This window comes from Pasteurella sp. WM03 (assembly GCF_004570945.1).
Taxonomy (GTDB): domain Bacteria; phylum Pseudomonadota; class Gammaproteobacteria; order Enterobacterales; family Pasteurellaceae; genus Rodentibacter.
Genome location: NZ_SPPO01000004.1, coordinates 56,592 through 73,549 on the forward strand (window position 1 = coordinate 56,592; position 16,958 = coordinate 73,549).

Genomic DNA, 16,958 nt, shown 5'->3' on the forward strand with positions numbered 1-16,958 from the left:
TTTAGTTACCTCTAAAAAAATAAAAAGAAAATCGACAGTGCTAATAAATCAGCACTTCCGCCCGGACTTAAGTTTTTGGCAATACAGGCAGAATCAAATTTCAGTAAGGCTTGTGCCAGTTTTGTTTTATCTAACACAAGTGATTGATTTTCAAGTAAATCAATCGCACTTTGTTGCACGAATTGTAAGGCTTCCAACCCACCACGATGAACCACATTGGTATCAGGGTTTTCCGCCATTAAATGCAACAAAGCAATTAACAAACGATGTTCCCAATCAAGTTGGTGATACTCATCCAACAATGGCAACAACATTTGAATTTGTTGAAAACCACTTTCTGCTTCACCACGAGCACCTGTTAAACCGTATTTACGGTATAAACGTACACCGGCAGTAATAGGCAAGTGGTCTGGGTAATGTTCAAGTTCTTTCGTGAGATCTTGAGCGAATTTTGCACTGAGAGAACAAATAGTCTCAACACTAAAAATTAGACCATCGGGATTAGAGTAAGCCAATTTCGCCAATCGACCGATTGCGGCACAAATTAATCCGAAAGAAAAAATTGCACCTTTGTGTGTATTGATATTCTGTGTTGCCCGAAACATTGCTTGTTCTGCTAATAGACCAATAGGGCGAATATGCGATAACACTTGGTTTTCCGGTAACGCAGCGGTTTCTATCCCTTTCAACACAAAGTCCACAAAAAAAGGTTTTAAAGCTAATGCACTGTGTTCAAAGGTGTGTAAATCCATATCTTGATGAGCGCCATTTGTAAGGGCATCGACCAATCCTGGTTTCGGTGATAGCCGCGCTTCTTGCAACAAAGCCTGGTAAACTTTTTCGCTAATTTGCTCGGCAAAATAGTGAGCCAGTGTACGGTGTTGCATCTCTAAAAGGATATCATTAATGTGATGTTTTCGGCTACGTGTGCAGTTTTTAGCATTCTCACCACATATCAAACAGGTACGGGGAGCTTTGTTAAAATCTGCTCGACTGAATAGACGCCCTTCTGCATCCCAGACATCTAAATCCCAAAGACGGGCAAGAGAGCTACTCTCTTCGAGCTCAATCATTGCTCGTTTGAGTTCCATTGCCTCCACAGGCAAAACAAAAAACGCTTCATGTCCCGAATCTAAAATACGAATAGCTTTTTTAGCTGGCTGCCATTTACGCTGAGCAAAAAGTGCGGTCAATTTTTCTAATGCTTTTTCAAACACATAGTCTAATAAAGGATTTTTTTTCACCTCACCGATAGCTGTTAAGGTAACGGAAAGGAGGGGAAGTTGATATTTCGCCAAAAGTTGTTGCTGTAATAAAGCCCGTTCCTCACGTGCATTTAGCAATGCTTCAAGAGAAATTTTTTTTCCTTGGGTTGAAAAGGTTTGAAAAAAACGCTGCAAAATTTGACCGCTCTTTTAGTGTTTCTCAGGCAACAATAGGGCATATAAAATACGCCCTGCTATCATTATTCTTTGATTTGATACACCGTATCAATAACCGAACCGTCACGGTAACGAACGACTGCGACCGGTTTATCGGTAAACTCAATTTCTTTTGGTTTACCGGTTAAACCGTAAGCCCGTTCGCAAAGTTGTTCAATGGTGAACAATGGAATGCCGGCATTGCTTAAAGATTCAATTAAATCAGGGCGTTTAGGATTGACGGCGACGCCATGATCAGTCACGAGAATGTCAATATTTTCACCCGGTGTGACGCAAGTAATCACATTTTCCACTACTGTTGGAATACGTCCGCGAACTAATGGGGCGACAATGATTGCCACTTGAGCGGAGGCAGCCGTATCACAGTGTCCCCCTGATGCGCCACGAATCACACCGTCAGAACCGGTTAAGACGTTCACATTGAATTTGGTGTCAATTTCTAACGCAGAAAGAATCACCACATCTAAACGTTCTACGGATGCCCCTTTTGAGTTGTAGTTCGCATATTGGTTGGCTGAAACTTCAATGTGGTTTGGATTGCGAGCAAGGGATTCCGCAGCAACCGCATCAAAGCTTTGCACATCTAATAATTTTTTGATTAGACCGGCTTCGTGTAATGTCACCATACTTGAGGTGATGCCACCTAATGCGAAATCTGCTGTCACATTTTCACGTCGCATTTTTTCTTCTAAAAAGCGGGTAACGGCTAACGCTGCGCCACCGGAGCCGGTTTGTAAAGAAAATCCCTCTTTGAAATAGCCGGAAGCAAAAATCACTTCAGCACATTTGCGAGCGATGAGTAATTCTCGAGGATTGGTGGTCATACGGGTTGCACCGCCGCCAATTTTTTTCGGATCACCGACCGCCTCAACCTGTACGATTAAATCCACTTTATCTTGCCCGATACTGATAGGATGATGGGGATAGTCGGCGAATTCTTCCGTTAAAAGCACGACTTTATCGGCATATTCCGCATCGACACGGGCATAACCCAACGAACCGCATTTACTTTTGCCGGTAAAACCATTTGCATTGCCGAATTTATCACAGCAAGGTACGCCTAAAAATGCCACATCAATATGCAATTCACCGGATTTGACTAAGTGTACACGTCCGCCGTGGGAGTGAATATTGACCGGTTCATCCAGTAAACCGCGAGAAATTTGCTCGGCAAGTTCGCCACGTAACCCGGAAGAATAAATTCTAGTCACAACACCATTTTTAATGTGTTCAATAATTGGTGAATGGCTATCAATAAGTGAGCTTGAGGCAAGGGTTAAATTTTTAAAGCCCATTTCGGCAATTTTATCCATCACCATATTAACGACAAAATCACCGCCACGGAAAGCATGGTGGAATGAAACGGTCATCCCGTCTTTTAAGCCCGAACGTATAATGGCTTCTTCTAAGTTGGCGCAAAGTTTGCGATCTTTCGCCGTGCGGGCAAGGGATTCTGCTTTTGGTACGGCTTGATAAGTTGCTCGACCTGCGTTGTATTTTTCAATACGTTGTTCTCTCGTTGTCATTTTTCTCTCCCTTACTCTTCACGAATACCTGATTTGGCACGTTCTAATACTAATCGTGCACGATCAATAATCGGCGCATCGATCATTTTACCGTTGAGTGAAACCACACCACTGCCTTGACGTTCGGCTTCTTCCGCAGCTTCAATGATACGTTTTGCTTGATCCACATCTTTTTGAGTGGGTGCAAAGAGGTTGTGTAGTAATTCAATTTGACGTGGATTAATTAAGGATTTTCCGTCAAAACCGAGTTGTTTGATTAACGAAGCTTCTTGCAAAAATCCTTCTTCGTTGTTTGCATTAGAATAAACGGTATCAAAGGCTTGGATCCCCGCTGCACGGGCTGCTTGAAGAATAGCGCAACGGGCAAATAATAATTCAATGCCATCTGCGGAACGTTCGGTTTTTAGGTTACGGACATAGTCTTCCGCACCTAGGGCAATGCCGATTAAACGTTTAGAGGCCGTTGCGATTTGGTTTGCTTGTGTGATACCGAGAGGAGATTCAATCGCGGCTAACATTTTTGTCGAGCCAATTTCACGTCCGCACGCTTTCTCAATTTCAGTGATTTCGCGATCCATATCGATCACATCCTGTGCCGTTTCGGTTTTTGGCATACGCACGACATCGACACCGGCACGCACTACGGCATTGAGGTCTAATAAGCCAAATTCAGAATCTAATGGATTGACCCGAACAACGGTTTCCATCTCTTGATAAAGAGGGTGTTGTAGCGCGTGAGCGACAAGAAGACGTGCCGTATCTTTTTCTTTTAATGCCACCGCATCTTCTAAATCAAACATAATGGAATCGGGTTTGTAAATGAAGCTGTTGCTTAACATCGCGGCATTGGAGCCCGGTACGAATAACATACTTCTTCTTAATTTCATAGCAGTCTCTCCCAGTTAATCGCTTCATCCGTTGCACGCATAACCGCAGCTTTCACACGGGCTTGTAAAACACAATCCAATGCTCCTTTGTCCTCAACTACAACAAGGGCTTCAGTAACACCGAGTTTTGCCAACGTGGCAAGAACGGTTTGCTCAATGGCTTCACCAAATTGTTTTCCGACAGAACTGTTAATTTCAACAGATAATGAATTTGTGGGTTCGATACGAATTAATGCATCGCTAGATTCTAGCGTGCCTGCTACCGCAGATTTACTAATCTTCATCGTCATTTCCTTCATTTATTTACTCCAAAAAAATAGACGCTCATTTTACTGACTTTCAGTTCAACTCGCTAACTCTAAAGAGGTGTTTTTCTGATATAGATCAAAAAATAGTTTTTAAGAAAAAAAGTACGGTCAATTTTCAAGGTATTTTTAAAAATTCCTCAAAATTGACCGCACTTTCTATGAACAATCAAGCATCCTTTAAGATTAAGCGACGATACCAAATTGTTCTTTCATTAATGCTTCAAAATCGGTACATCCGCCAATTGGTTTTTCGTCAATAAAGATTTGTGGTACGGTTTCAACGGGTTTTCCGACTGATTTAGATAAATCCTCTTTTGTAATACCTTCAGCGTGAATATCAACGTAACGGTAATCAAAATCAGCAATTTCACCTTTTAATTTTTCAGCAAGATTTTTTGCTCGAACACAGTAAGGACAACCGGGGCGACCAAAAATAACAACAAACATAATTTTCTCCTATTCATATTAAATTTTTTCATTCTACTCTTTTTTTGATTGGCCATAAACCGTTTTTCAGGATTGTTATGATTGGTATAATGTATCGCTATTTTTAATTTGGAATTTTCCTATGAAATTGTTAATGCTTTGCCGTGAACCCCGTTTATACAGTTGCCAACGTTTAAAAGAAGCCGCAATACAATGCGGACATGAAATGGATATTTTAGATCCGAATCGTTGTATTCTAAAACTCAGGGAAAATTCACCGCACTTTGCCATTTATTATCAGCCAAAGGAAGGGAATATCTATCTTTTGCCCGATTATGATGCGGTGTTACCACGCTTCGGCACGGCAAGTACAAAAATGGGCTGTGCCGTATTGCGTCATTTCCAAGCAAAAGGTGCCTATTGTTTAAATACCGAAAGGGCATTTTCAATGGCGCGTGATAAATGGCAAAGTTTACAAATTTTGCGAGAGCAAGGTATTTCCGTGCCACATAGTCAGTTATCGGGTGTTGAGCTTGAAGCGAAAACCTCTATTGACCAAATGGATTCGCCTTTAATTATTAAAACTTTAAATGGCTCTCAAGGCATTGGTGTGATGTTGATGGAAACATCACAAAGTGCAGTCAGTATTTTAGAAACTTTAAAACAATCAAATGTACCGGTATTGTTGCAGGATTTTATTAGCGAAGCGAAGGGCAAGGATATTCGTTGTTTTGTGATTGGCGATAAAGTTGTCGCGAGTATGCAACGCATAGGGCAAGAAGGTGAATTTCGTGCTAATTTCCATCGTGGAGGTTCTGCACAAAAAATTATTTTGTCCGATGAAGCAAAGCAAGTGGCAGTGAAGGCTACAAAAGCGCTAGGATTAGCGGTTTCAGGCGTAGATCTTATCCGTGCTAAATCAGGTTTATCAGTGCTGGAAGTGAATGCCAGTCCAGGGTTAGAAATGATTGAGAAAACCAGTGGGGTGGATATTGCGTTACAGATGATTTTATATTTGGAGAAAGCAATTTCACAAAAATAAACAGGCGAATAATCTATTTGCTTGCTTATTACCCTTTCAAATTCTGTTGAGGATCGTAATTGGGTGGTAATTCCGGCATTGAATTTTCTTCATCAAAGGGTTCGCTGGCAGGGCGGTATTGAAATTCCTGGTTATTTTGACCGCTCTTTTCCTTGCCCAATAATTGGGGCTGTAATTTCAAAAAGCTACTTTTTGGGGAAAGCCAAATATCAATGAAAGCTTGAGTGAATTTTGCATCAAATTCGTGATTCAATACGGTGTCGTTGGCAATAAAATAACCCTTATTTTCTAACGCAACGAAATTTAAAAGATCATTCGGTGCAAAATCGGGGAAAATCTCCTGCATTTTTTTCAACCAAGCATTGGTGTCATCAGCACTAAGTTGTTGTGCGTCCATTTCTTTTATCAGAGTAATCGCAAAGTTCTTACCTTCAATCGGTTTTTCATATTTGATTGAAAACATTAAAGGACGTTGACTTTCTTGGAAAGTCCCGTTTTCCGAAAAAAGTCCGATACTATAAACGTGAAAGGGACCCCAAGTATATTCGGCATTGCCTACGGGAGTCCAGTGGGCGGAAAGTGCGGTTGAAAAAAAAGTTAAAATTGTCACGAAAAGATATTTAATTTTCATATTGTTATTTTATCGTTCAATATGGGGCGGATTATAGCAAAAGCACCTTTAAAACCACAAATAAAAAGGCGGGAGTTTTCCCCGCCTTTGACCGTTATTTTATCGGTAAGTTTATTTTAAACTCCCTACCATATCTTCAGGACGTACCCATTTGTCAAAATCTTCCGCTGAAACCAAGCCAAGATTAATGGCTTCCTCACGTAATGTAGTGCCATTTTTGTGAGCGGTTTTGGCAATTTTCGCTGCATTTTCGTAACCAATATGAGTATTAAGTGCGGTCACTAACATCAATGAATTTTCAAGTTGTTGTTTAATGCGTGGATAATTTGGTTCAATACCTACCGCACAATGTTCGTCAAAGGACACGCAAGCATCGCCTAATAATTGCGCGGATTGTAAGAAGTTGGCAATCATCACCGGATTAAACACATTTAATTGGAAATGACCTTGTGACCCTACAAAAGCAATGGTGGTGTCATTACCAAATACTTGTGCACAAACCATGGTCATCGCTTCACACTGGGTTGGATTTACTTTGCCCGGCATAATGGAAGAACCCGGTTCATTTTCTGGGATTAAAATTTCACCGATACCTGAACGAGGGCCGGAGGCTAACAAACGAATGTCGTTAGCGATTTTGAATAAGCTCATGGCAAGTTGGCGTAATGCGCCGTGAGTTTCTACGATGGCATCGTGCGCCGCTAATGCTTCAAATTTATTGTCGGCAGTAACAAATGGAAGTCCGGTGAATTTTGCAATGTAATCCGCCACTTTTACATCATAGCCTTTCGGCGTATTTAACCCTGTTCCTACTGCTGTACCGCCAAGAGCTAATTGGCTTAAATGAGGAAGAGTATTTTTTAATGCACGCAAGCCGAAATCTAATTGGGTCGCATAGGCTGAAAATTCTTGACCTAAGGTTAATGGTGTTGCGTCCATTAAATGGGTACGACCGATTTTCACCACATCTTTAAATGCTTCAGATTTGGCAGCGAAGGTTTTTTGTAAACGCTCAACGCAAGGAATGGTGTGTTCTACCACTTTTTTGTATGCCGCAATATGCATTGCTGTTGGGAACGTATCATTAGAGGATTGAGATTTATTCACATCATCGTTCGGGTGAATAATGGATTTCTCCCCTAATTTACCACCATGTAAAACATGGGCACGATTCGCTACCACTTCATTCACATTCATATTGGATTGCGTACCGGAACCGGTTTGCCAAATCACAAGTGGGAATTGATCGTCTAATTTGTGAGCAAGGATTTCATCGCAGGCTTGGGCGATTAAGTCGCGTTTTTCAGCAGGTAATACGCCTAAATCGTGGTTCGCAAAGGCAGCGGCTTTTTTCAAATAACCAAAGGCCTCAATAATTTCAGCCGGCATTGAGGCTTCAGGCCCAATTTTAAAGTTATTACGTGAACGTTCAGTCTGCGCTGCCCAATATTTATCGGCAGGAACTTGAACTTCACCCATCGTGTCTTTTTCTATACGAAATGCCATTGTGATACTCCTATTCAATAGAATGAAAATAAAAAAACGGATCGATTTTAACACTTCAGAGGTATGAATGGAATGTAACAGAAATACCAAAAATCAGTTTTGTGATTTAGATCATAAAAAGTGCGGTTGATTTTATGCCTGTTTTTCTCCATTAACTTGAGTCATGATTTAGTCATTTATTTTCCTCCGATTTTTCGGTAGAATTCCCGAGTTTATAGTCTGGTGAATTTGAGGCAACAATGATGAAAAATGCACAGTTTTACATTCTGACAGAACAAAGCCCATTCACTGCTGAACAACTTGCGTGTAATTTAGCTGCATCGGCTTGGCGTTTAGGAAAACGGATTTTAATTGCCTGTGAAACGGAACAACAAGCATTAGATATTGATGAGGCACTTTGGCAACGTGATCCCAATGAGTTTGTGCCGCATAATTTATCGGGTGAAGCGACTCAATACCCCACTCCTATTGAGATTTCATGGCGTGGAAAACGCAATGCACAACGACGTGATTTGCTCATTAATTTACAGAAAGACGTGCCCGAATTTAGCCATAGTTTTACGCAGTTAATCGATTTTGTTCCCGTGGAGGAAACGCCAAAAGCACAAGCTCGGGAGCGTTATAAACAACTACGTATGCAAGGTTGGCAACTTTCCACCGAAAATACTTAATTTTACTAAAACCCTAGGGATCTAATATGAAACTTTCTTTGCCAATTTTTATAGGATTAAGCGTTTTAACTTTAGCTGCTTGTGATAATCAAGAAGCAAAAACACCTGAAAAAGTGACCGCACTTTCTGAAAGTAAAGTTGAGTCAATGCCTGAAAAAATGCCGGTTTCAGATGCCTCTAAAGATGACACAGTTTCATCGGTTGTTAAAGATGAGGAAGTAAAAAATATTGCTGAGGTTGAAAAGGTAGAGCAAAAAACGGTAGAGGAAGTGAAAACTACTGTTGAAAAACCAACCGTTGTTTCTCATGTTGAGAAAAAAGAAACCGCAGAAAAAGTCGTGCGTCATTCAGCAAAACCACGTAAAACAACAAACAGCTATTTAAAAGAGCAAAAAGCATTATTGAAAGTCCTTGAATCTCAATATCAACAGATTCGCTGTACTACAGAAGCAGCAAAATTAGGCGAAAATAGTTTCTGCCGCCAAGAAGAACGCCGTTTGTTTTTAGAAATTGAGCGAGTGAAAGGCGAGATTCGTTTAAATCAGTAATCAAAATATCCTGAAATTTAACCGCACTTTAAGGAACAAATGTAATTGAGTCCGAGACAGCTTTATCAGTGTTTTGATGATTACCATAAAAACGAGAAATATGTATCCACTTTGTTTGAGCTGATTTGTGGTTATGAACAAGATAAAAAAGCAGCGTGAAGCATTCACTTTTTAGTGTCTAAGCTGCAATATTGTTGAAGACTGCCCCTCTGGCTCAGAGGTAGTTATTAAATACGCAAAGTAATTTTAAGGAAATAGTATGGGTTATCAAAAATCAAAAGAGCTATTAAGTCCAATTCTAAATTTACTTAACACGGAAAGTTATATCCCTATACCAGAAATTATTTCTAGATTGGCTTCTATATTTCAGTTAGATGAGGATTTTCTTAATAAACGTTATGAGGTTAGTAATGCAAAAATCTTTGAGAATACTGTGTTATGGAAATTAAATGACTTAGAAAAATCAGGTTTAATTTCTTTTATAAAAAATGAAAAAATAAGAAAGTATATTATTAGTGATTTAGGAAGGGAATACTTAAATTCTTCCAATGATGAATTGGCAAAATTTATTTATTATAGAAGTAAACAAAAAACAGTTAAAAGAATAGAGACATTAACTACAATAGAAACAGAAGAAACACCATTATCATTATTAGAAAGCTCTTATAAGGAAATTAGAAGGCAAGTTTATAATGATATTTTGGATACTATTTTGAGTAAATCACCAAAAGCATTTGAAAACTTAGTGACACAATTATTACAAAAAATGGGATACGGTGATGGACAGGTCACCCAAGTTAGTCGAGATGGTGGCATTGATGCAAGAATTAAAGGCGATATCTTAGGCTTTGAACAAATTTATGTACAAGCAAAGCGTTATCAGAAAGATAAAAGTATTGGTCGCCCTGAAATTCAAGGCTTCACTGGTGCGTTACTGGGATTAGAAGGAAATGCCACTAAAGGTGTTTTCATAACAACGGCAAAATTTTCTCAAGATGCCGAAAACTTTGCAAAAAACTTCTCCAAAGCGAGGATAGTTTTAATCGATGGGAATTTATTAGCTAAATATATTTATGAATACGAATTAGGCGTACAAATAGAGAAAGAATTCAGTATTAAAAAGCTAGATAGTGATTTTTGGGATAACATCCCAAACGATGAAATAAATTAAAATACATAACGAGAGAAAAAATGACAAAAAATTTCCAAATGACAGACCGTTTTAATCCGTCTGCAGTAGAACAAGCCCTTTATCAACACTGGGAAGAGCAAGGCTATTTTAAGCCGTCTGAAAATCCTGACGTACCAAGTTACTGTATTGCCATTCCACCGCCGAATGTGACGGGGAGTTTGCATATGGGGCATGCGTTCCAGCAAACCTTGATGGATACATTGATTCGTTTTCATCGTATGGAAGGGCATAACACCTTATGGCAAGCAGGAACAGACCACGCTGGGATCGCTACTCAAATGGTGGTAGAGCGCAAAATTGCGGTAGAAGAAGGCAAAACCCGCCACGACTACGGACGTGAGGCGTTTATCGACAAAATCTGGGATTGGAAAGCCTATTCGGGCGGCACAATCAGCCAACAAATGCGCCGCTTAGGTAATTCTATTGACTGGGAACGTGAACGTTTCACTATGGACGAGGGGTTGTCCAATGCCGTAAAAGAAGTGTTTGTTCGATTACACGAAGAAGGCTTAATTTATCGTGGCAAACGCTTGGTAAATTGGGATCCAAAACTTCTCACTGCCATTTCTGATTTGGAAGTAGAAAACCGTGATGAAAAAGGCTTTATGTACCACGTTCGCTATCCGTTTGTGGATAAATCCGAAACCTTTGGCGGTGGCTATATGCACATTGCCACCACCCGTCCGGAAACGATTTTGGCGGACGGCTGTTTAGCGGTTCACCCTGACGATGAACGTTACAAAGATGTGATCGGTAAAATGGTACACGTCCCGATGACTGACCGTGTCATTCCGGTGGTGGCTGACCCTTACCCTGATCCTGAATTTGGTACGGGCTGTGTGAAAATCACGCCGGCGCACGATTTCAACGACTATGAGGTGGGTAAACGTCACGATATTGAAATCATCAATTTAATGAACCCTGATGCGACCTTGAATGATAACGCGCCTGAGCGTTATCGTGGCTTGGATCGCTTTGAGGCTCGCAAAAGAATCGTAGCTGATTTAGACGCAGAAGGCTATTTAGAAAAAATTGAACCGCACGAATTAAAACGCCCGTATGGCGACCGTTCCGGCGTGGTGATTGAGCCGTATTTGACCGACCAATGGTACGTTTCTGTAAAACCACTTGCTGAAGTGGCAACCAAAGCAGTAGAAGACGGTGAAATCCAATTTGTACCGAAACAGTACGAAAACCTCTATTTCTCTTGGATGCGGGATATTCAAGATTGGTGTATTTCACGCCAACTTTGGTGGGGACATCGTATTCCTGCGTGGTATGATGAAACAGGTAATGTTTATGTTGCTCGTAGTGAAGAAGAGGTTCGCACAAAATACAATTTACCTGCAGATTTAGCCTTAAAACAAGATGAAGACGTGTTGGATACGTGGTTCTCCTCAGGATTGTGGACGTTCTCCACCCTCGGCTGGCCGGAGCAAACCAAAGAACTCAAAATGTTCCACCCTACCGATGTGCTGATCACCGGGTTTGACATCATTTTCTTCTGGGTTGCCCGAATGATTATGTTCACCATGCACTTCATCAAGGACGAAAACGGCAAACCGCAAGTGCCGTTCAAAACTGTTTACGTTACAGGTTTGATCCGTGACGAGCAAGGGCAAAAAATGTCGAAATCGAAAGGCAATGTGCTTGATCCGATTGATATGATTGACGGTATCAGCCTTGAAGATTTACTTGAAAAACGCACAGGCAATATGATGCAACCGCAATTAGCGGAAAAAATTGCTAAAGCAACCCGTAAAGAATTTGCCGAAGGCATTGCGGCACATGGTACGGATGCCTTGCGTTTTACCCTTGCGGCGCTTGCCAGCAATGGTCGTGATATTAACTGGGATATGAAACGCCTTGAGGGCTATCGTAATTTCTGTAATAAACTGTGGAATGCCAGCCGTTTCGTATTAACCAATGAAAAATTGGATTTAAGCGAAGGCGAAATTGAGTTTTCTGTGGCGGATCGTTGGATTGAATCTTGTTTTAACCGCACTGTGGGCGATTTCCGTGAAGCATTAAGCCAATATCGTTTTGATCTCGCAGCAAATGCAATTTACGAATTTACTTGGAACCAATTCTGTGACTGGTATTTGGAATTAACCAAACCGGTATTCGCAAACGGTACGCCGGCACAAATTCGTGCGGCAAGCCAAACTCTTGTTAGAGTGTTAGAACAGTTATTGCGTTTAGCTCACCCATTGATTCCATTTATCACAGAAGAAATCTGGCAAAAGGTGAAAGGTTTTGTTGGCATTGATGCGGACAGCATTATGTTACAACCGTTCCCTATGGTGAATGAAAGTGCTCTTGATTGTGATGCAGAGCGTGAAATCAATTGGTTAAAAGAAGTGATCGTTGCTGTGCGTAATATTCGTGCAGAATGCAATATTGCACCAAGTAAAGGATTAGATTTATTGTTCCGTAATATTGATGTAGCAGAACAAAAAATTCTTGAAAAACAGACCGCACTTTTATGCGCTATGGCGAAACTTGATGGTTCACGTGTGTTAGCTGAAGGGGAAAATGCGCCACTCTCCGTGGCAAAACTGGTGGGCAATACGGAACTTCTTGTACCAATGGCCGGTTTTATTAACAAAGAGACCGAGCTTGCACGTTTGAGCAAAGAGATTGAAAAATATCAAAATGAAGTCAAACGTATTGAAGGTAAACTCAGCAATGAAGCTTTTGTTGCCAAAGCACCGGAAGCGGTAATTGCCAAAGAACGTGAGAAAATGGCAGAGTATCAATCGGGGTTGGAAAAAATCCGTGAGCAATATAAAGCGATTGAAGCGTTGTAATTGGGTTCTAAAAAATGAGAAAAGCAGGTAATTACCTGCTTTTCTTTTTTCTATTTCATTCTTTCATTTAATGTTATTTTGAAAGTTGTTCGATGAGATTACTAAGTCCTTCCTCATCATAGCCTTCTTCATATTGTGCATCTTCTGCGCTGAAGCTATGTAAGCGGCGACCAGCCGTACAGCCATATCTTTCTAATTTGGCTTTGGTGAAATTTGTTCTGAATTGGGAAGAGCTATTATTTAAACTAATTACGCCAATCGTTGAATTTCGGCAAGGGTGCTTATTGATAAAGACTAGGTTATAGCCAGATTCACGGATGTAGCCGGTTTTATTAATGGTGGCATCAAATACTTCTTCTCGAACCAATTTATTTGTATTTTTCACAAATACACTACCTCTGCCTGTTTGAATATAAGTACTTGGTATATTAGAAAAGTCTCTAATTTGAGACTTATCCATTGAATATTTAGCAAGTTTAACTAAGTCCATTGCACTTGAAATATTGCTATCCGATAATCCTGAACTGTCAGTAAAACGTGTAGAACGCATACCTAACTGTTTGGCTTTTTCATTCATTTTTTGAATAAATTGCAGGCGACTCATGCCGGCTGAACGGGAAAGTGCGTGAGCGGCTTGATTGTCTGAATGAACGAGCATCGCCTTGAGTAATTCATAGCAAGAAATCGGTGTGTACTTTGGCAATTTCGTATGTGTGCCTTTGATGTAATCATCGTCATCATCGGTGATTGAGGCTGTGCAACGAGGGTTGCTATTTTGTTCTAGAAACACATTAGCCGTCATGAGTTTTGTGACGGACGCAATGGGTTGAACATGATTGGAAGCACTACTTTCTAATACTTTATCATGAGTAAAATCGTAAACAACATAGGATTGTGCCAAGACAAAAGAAGGCATAAAACAGAAAGCAGAAAACAGTTTTTTTAACATTGCAGATATTGAAGAATGAAACAGGCGCGTATTCTACCGCACTTTTGTTTAAAGTATTGTTTATTTTTGCGAGCCGATTCGTAAAAAGTGCGGTCAAAACTTCTTTTGTTTTTGAAATTTGCTAGCTTATCTTTTGGCAAATCGGTAAAATCGCTGCCTATTTTATATCAGGCTTTTGTTGCGGTGAGCCACCGCAATTTTTATCGCCACAATGTGTAGCAACGAGGCTTTAATGTTAGAACAAACAAAAAAAATTAATTTAATGGACTTAACACGCAAGCAGATGCGTGAATTTTTTCAAGAGCTAGGTGAAAAGCCATTTCGAGCAGATCAGCTGGTTAAGTGGATCTATCATTTTGGCGAAGACAACTTCGACAATATGACCAATATTAATAAGAAATTACGTGAAAAGTTAAAAGCAGTTGCTGAAATTAAAGCGCCGGAGGTGGCGGTGGAGCAACGTTCCGCCGATGGTACAATTAAATGGGCAATGAAAGTAGGCGAGCAACAGGTGGAAACTGTCTACATACCTGAAGCGGATCGAGCCACGCTTTGTGTTTCCTCTCAGGTGGGATGTGCGTTGGCTTGTACTTTTTGTTCCACGGCACAACAAGGGTTTAACCGTAATTTGACAGTATCTGAAATTATTGGGCAGGTATGGCGGGCATCAAAAATTATTGGCAACTTTGGTGTCACTGGGATACGTCCCATTACGAATGTTGTTATGATGGGAATGGGAGAGCCACTATTAAATGTGGCAAATGTTGTGCCGGCAATGGAAATTATGTTGGATGATTTTGCTTACGGCTTATCTAAACGTCGTGTAACACTTTCTACTTCAGGGGTTGTGCCGGCATTGGATAATTTGAGCAAGATGATTGATGTGGCATTAGCTATTTCTTTACATGCACCGAATGATGAATTACGTGATGAAATTGTACCGATTAATAAGAAATACAACATCAAAATGCTCATTGATTCGGTTAATCGTTACCTGAGCGTCTCCAATGCCAATCATGGTAAAGTCACGATTGAATATGTGATGTTGGATCACGTTAATGATAGTGTAGAGCATGCTCATCAGCTTGCGGAAGTGTTGAAAAATACACCTTGTAAAATTAATTTAATCCCGTGGAATCCGTTTCCTGAAGCACCTTATGCGAAAAGTTCTAATAGTCGTATTGACCGTTTTCAAAAAACACTTATGGAATATGGCTTTACGGTTATTGTACGCAAAACCCGCGGTGATGACATTGATGCAGCATGCGGACAACTTGCCGGAGAGGTGATTGATCGTACTAAACGTACAGCAATGAAACGTCAGTTTGGACAAAATATAGGTATAACCCAAGTTAATTAACTTATAATAGGAGGAAAAATGAAAATCTTGTCTATTCAGTGCCTAAGTGCGGTTATTTTTCCTCTTGTTTTTTCAGCTTGTGTTTCTCAACTCCCATCGTCTGATTTTAATAAGCAACAAGCGGCAAAGGCTCGCGTTGAATTGGCTCTCGGTTATTTGCAACAAAATAATTTTTCACAAGCGAAACAAAATCTTGATAAAGCCTTGGCACACGATTCAAACTATTACCTCGTTTATTCAGCAATGGCTCATTTCTACCAATTGCAAGGGGAGTTAAATTCTGCTCGAGAATCTTATCTTCAAGCGATCAAACTTGATGATAAACAAGGTGATACCCATAATAATTTTGGTACGTTTTTATGTAGCCAAGGTGAGTTTCAAGAGGCTTATCAAGAATTTATCCTTGCATTGAACTCTCCACATTATTATCGCCAAGCAGATACTTATGAAAATATAGCACTTTGCGCACAAGCTTCAAATCAAACAGAGGTTTATCGACAGGCATTGGATAAGTTACAGCAACTTGATGAACGCCGAGTGGAAAAACTCAATCAAATCAAATAAAACATTGCCAAATTATGCTTTCGACTTTAAAATTCAGCCTCCCACTATGTTGCAAAAATGAATAAATTTATGAATACACAAGCTGAAAAAACGGAAATGAAGGCAGAACATGTTTCTTTAGGCGCGCAATTTCGTCAAGCTCGCGAAGCATTAAATCTTTCTCTTGAGGAAGTCTCAAAGCAAATTACTTTGCGTCCGGCAATATTGATGCAAATAGAAAATAATGAATTTATTCAAAAAAATGTGCCGGCAACCTTTATGAAAGGGTATGTGCGTAGCTACGGAAAGTTTTTGCGTTTACCTGAAACACTTTGGGCTAATCTTTCTTTTGGTGAAGACGAAAAAAATGATTTAGATAAAAATGCACGGGCAACGCGATCCGTTAATCAATATTCTTCTCATAGTCGCTGGGTGGGTTATTTAACGGCGTTAGTGCTTCTGATTGCATTAAGTATGACGGGATTATGGTGGTGGCAAAATTACCAACAATCTAATGAAGAGCGTGATACTTTAGTGCAAAATTATGTCTCAAGTTCTGAGGAAGAAGTAGCACCGAAATTAGCTTCGGCTCAAAGTGTGGAACAGTCTTCTATTCAGCTTAATCAACCTAATCAAGTGATTGTACAACCATCAGAAACATCGGCAGTTTCTTCAGACACTAATATGGTAGAAGAAAGCAATCTTAATTCTTCTGAGGTGAGTTTACAGACCTCCTCCTTACAAAAGGATGGTCTCTCACCGAAATCTATGACATCTCCTGAATTATCTGTGAATGATGAAGGAACGGTGATTCCGGATACCCAAAGTGCGGTTGAAAACCCAACGATTTCTCCGGCACCTCCTGCTGTGCAAGGTGATCTTATCGTGGAGGTTTTAAAAAATAGTAGCTGGTTGAGTGTTAAAGATCAGAATCGCAAAGTCCTTGTACAAAAAGAATATAAGCAAGGTGAGGTGCTGACCTTTAATGGTAACGAGTTCTCTTTAATCGTAGGGGCACCGGGTAATGTTCGTATTACCTATAAGGGTGAGAATTATCCATTAAAAGTGGATGGACGAGTGGCAAAATTTAAACTTTCACAACCTTAGTAAGGAATCA

The 16,958-nt window shown here is 40.2% G+C and carries 16 protein-coding genes; 8 read left to right on the forward strand and 8 right to left on the reverse strand.

Annotated elements, in window-relative coordinates:
• Positions 1-11 precede the first annotated feature (11 nt).
• From citG to E4T92_RS05575, 5 genes are all read right to left on the reverse strand, one after another.
• Positions 12-1,400 carry a triphosphoribosyl-dephospho-CoA synthase CitG gene (gene citG / locus E4T92_RS05555; protein ID WP_135093758.1) on the reverse strand — a complete coding sequence of 463 codons (1,389 nt, stop codon included), beginning with the start codon at positions 1,398-1,400 and terminating at the stop codon, positions 12-14.
• 65 nt (positions 1,401-1,465) lie between these two features.
• Positions 1,466-2,968 (reverse strand): citrate lyase subunit alpha, encoded by a 1,503-nt coding sequence (gene citF / locus E4T92_RS05560; RefSeq protein ID WP_135093759.1) that lies wholly within the window; start codon positions 2,966-2,968, stop codon positions 1,466-1,468.
• An 11-nt stretch (positions 2,969-2,979) separates the two neighbouring features.
• Complete coding sequence (citE, locus tag E4T92_RS05565; protein ID WP_167754016.1) at positions 2,980-3,855, reverse strand: citrate (pro-3S)-lyase subunit beta; 876 nt, start codon at positions 3,853-3,855, stop codon at positions 2,980-2,982.
• A complete protein-coding gene (citD, locus tag E4T92_RS05570; protein ID WP_135093760.1) occupies positions 3,852-4,139 on the reverse strand; it encodes a citrate lyase acyl carrier protein in 288 nt (95 codons plus the stop codon). The genes citE and citD overlap by 4 nt, the downstream gene beginning before the upstream one ends.
• A gap of 207 nt (positions 4,140-4,346) precedes the next feature.
• Positions 4,347-4,610 (reverse strand): GrxA family glutaredoxin, encoded by a 264-nt coding sequence (locus E4T92_RS05575; protein ID WP_077543644.1) that lies wholly within the window; start codon positions 4,608-4,610, stop codon positions 4,347-4,349.
• A 121-nt stretch (positions 4,611-4,731) separates the two neighbouring features.
• Here E4T92_RS05575 and E4T92_RS05580 point away from each other — a divergent pair, with 121 nt between their 5' ends.
• Complete coding sequence (locus E4T92_RS05580) at positions 4,732-5,631, forward strand: RimK family alpha-L-glutamate ligase (protein WP_135093761.1); 900 nt, start codon at positions 4,732-4,734, stop codon at positions 5,629-5,631.
• Positions 5,632-5,659: 28 nt separating this feature from the next.
• Here E4T92_RS05580 and E4T92_RS05585 read toward each other — a convergent pair whose 3' ends face one another.
• Both E4T92_RS05585 and fumC read right to left on the reverse strand, forming a co-directional pair.
• A complete protein-coding gene (locus E4T92_RS05585; RefSeq protein WP_135093762.1) occupies positions 5,660-6,262 on the reverse strand; it encodes a hypothetical protein in 603 nt (200 codons plus the stop codon).
• A gap of 111 nt (positions 6,263-6,373) precedes the next feature.
• Positions 6,374-7,768 (reverse strand): class II fumarate hydratase, encoded by a 1,395-nt coding sequence (gene fumC, locus E4T92_RS05590; RefSeq protein ID WP_135093763.1) that lies wholly within the window; start codon positions 7,766-7,768, stop codon positions 6,374-6,376.
• Between the two features lie 239 nt (positions 7,769-8,007).
• Between fumC and E4T92_RS05595 the strand changes: the two genes are divergently transcribed.
• From E4T92_RS05595 to E4T92_RS05610, 4 genes are all read left to right on the forward strand, one after another.
• Positions 8,008-8,439, forward strand: a complete 432-nt coding sequence (locus E4T92_RS05595; RefSeq protein ID WP_135093764.1) for a DNA polymerase III subunit chi — start codon at positions 8,008-8,010, stop codon at positions 8,437-8,439.
• A gap of 26 nt (positions 8,440-8,465) precedes the next feature.
• A complete protein-coding gene (locus E4T92_RS05600) occupies positions 8,466-8,987 on the forward strand; it encodes a hypothetical protein (protein WP_135093765.1) in 522 nt (173 codons plus the stop codon).
• Positions 8,988-9,246: 259 nt separating this feature from the next.
• On the forward strand, positions 9,247-10,158 hold the full coding sequence (locus E4T92_RS05605; RefSeq protein WP_135093766.1) for a restriction endonuclease: 912 nt from the start codon (positions 9,247-9,249) through the stop codon (positions 10,156-10,158).
• Positions 10,159-10,178: 20 nt separating this feature from the next.
• A complete protein-coding gene (locus tag E4T92_RS05610) occupies positions 10,179-12,989 on the forward strand; it encodes a valine--tRNA ligase (protein WP_135093767.1) in 2,811 nt (936 codons plus the stop codon).
• 73 nt (positions 12,990-13,062) lie between these two features.
• Here E4T92_RS05610 and E4T92_RS05615 read toward each other — a convergent pair whose 3' ends face one another.
• Positions 13,063-13,938 (reverse strand): serine hydrolase, encoded by an 876-nt coding sequence (locus E4T92_RS05615; protein WP_135093768.1) that lies wholly within the window; start codon positions 13,936-13,938, stop codon positions 13,063-13,065.
• Between the two features lie 211 nt (positions 13,939-14,149).
• Here E4T92_RS05615 and E4T92_RS05620 point away from each other — a divergent pair, with 211 nt between their 5' ends.
• The 3 genes from E4T92_RS05620 (at position 14,150) to E4T92_RS05630 (ending at position 16,948) form a co-directional block, all read left to right on the forward strand.
• Positions 14,150-15,298, forward strand: coding sequence for a bifunctional tRNA (adenosine(37)-C2)-methyltransferase TrmG/ribosomal RNA large subunit methyltransferase RlmN (locus E4T92_RS05620; protein WP_077542178.1), 1,149 nt, complete (start codon positions 14,150-14,152; stop codon positions 15,296-15,298).
• 18 nt (positions 15,299-15,316) lie between these two features.
• Positions 15,317-15,862, forward strand: a complete 546-nt coding sequence (pilW, locus tag E4T92_RS05625; RefSeq protein ID WP_135093769.1) for a type IV pilus biogenesis/stability protein PilW — start codon at positions 15,317-15,319, stop codon at positions 15,860-15,862.
• 69 nt (positions 15,863-15,931) lie between these two features.
• Positions 15,932-16,948: a RodZ family helix-turn-helix domain-containing protein gene (locus E4T92_RS05630; protein WP_135093770.1), complete on the forward strand. Its 1,017-nt coding sequence runs from the start codon at positions 15,932-15,934 to the stop codon at positions 16,946-16,948.
• Positions 16,949-16,958 lie beyond the last annotated feature (10 nt).

Bases quoted from the DNA above. Each gene is read 5' to 3' on its own strand.
- citF (WP_135093759.1), bottom strand. From the start codon at position 2,968: ATGACAACGAGAGAACAACGTATTGAAAAATACAACGCAGGTCGAGCA.
- citE (WP_167754016.1), bottom strand. From the start codon at position 3,855: ATGAAATTAAGAAGAAGTATGTTATTCGTACCGGGCTCCAATGCCGCG.
- citD (WP_135093760.1), bottom strand. From the start codon at position 4,139: ATGAAGATTAGTAAATCTGCGGTAGCAGGCACGCTAGAATCTAGCGAT.
- E4T92_RS05575 (WP_077543644.1), bottom strand. From the start codon at position 4,610: ATGTTTGTTGTTATTTTTGGTCGCCCCGGTTGTCCTTACTGTGTTCGA.
- E4T92_RS05580 (WP_135093761.1), top strand. From the start codon at position 4,732: ATGAAATTGTTAATGCTTTGCCGTGAACCCCGTTTATACAGTTGCCAA.
- E4T92_RS05585 (WP_135093762.1), bottom strand. From the start codon at position 6,262: ATGAAAATTAAATATCTTTTCGTGACAATTTTAACTTTTTTTTCAACC.
- fumC (WP_135093763.1), bottom strand. From the start codon at position 7,768: ATGGCATTTCGTATAGAAAAAGACACGATGGGTGAAGTTCAAGTTCCT.
- E4T92_RS05595 (WP_135093764.1), top strand. From the start codon at position 8,008: ATGATGAAAAATGCACAGTTTTACATTCTGACAGAACAAAGCCCATTC.
- E4T92_RS05600 (WP_135093765.1), top strand. From the start codon at position 8,466: ATGAAACTTTCTTTGCCAATTTTTATAGGATTAAGCGTTTTAACTTTA.
- E4T92_RS05605 (WP_135093766.1), top strand. From the start codon at position 9,247: ATGGGTTATCAAAAATCAAAAGAGCTATTAAGTCCAATTCTAAATTTA.
- E4T92_RS05610 (WP_135093767.1), top strand. From the start codon at position 10,179: ATGACAAAAAATTTCCAAATGACAGACCGTTTTAATCCGTCTGCAGTA.
- E4T92_RS05615 (WP_135093768.1), bottom strand. From the start codon at position 13,938: ATGTTAAAAAAACTGTTTTCTGCTTTCTGTTTTATGCCTTCTTTTGTC.
- E4T92_RS05620 (WP_077542178.1), top strand. From the start codon at position 14,150: ATGTGTAGCAACGAGGCTTTAATGTTAGAACAAACAAAAAAAATTAAT.
- pilW (WP_135093769.1), top strand. From the start codon at position 15,317: ATGAAAATCTTGTCTATTCAGTGCCTAAGTGCGGTTATTTTTCCTCTT.
- E4T92_RS05630 (WP_135093770.1), top strand. From the start codon at position 15,932: ATGAATACACAAGCTGAAAAAACGGAAATGAAGGCAGAACATGTTTCT.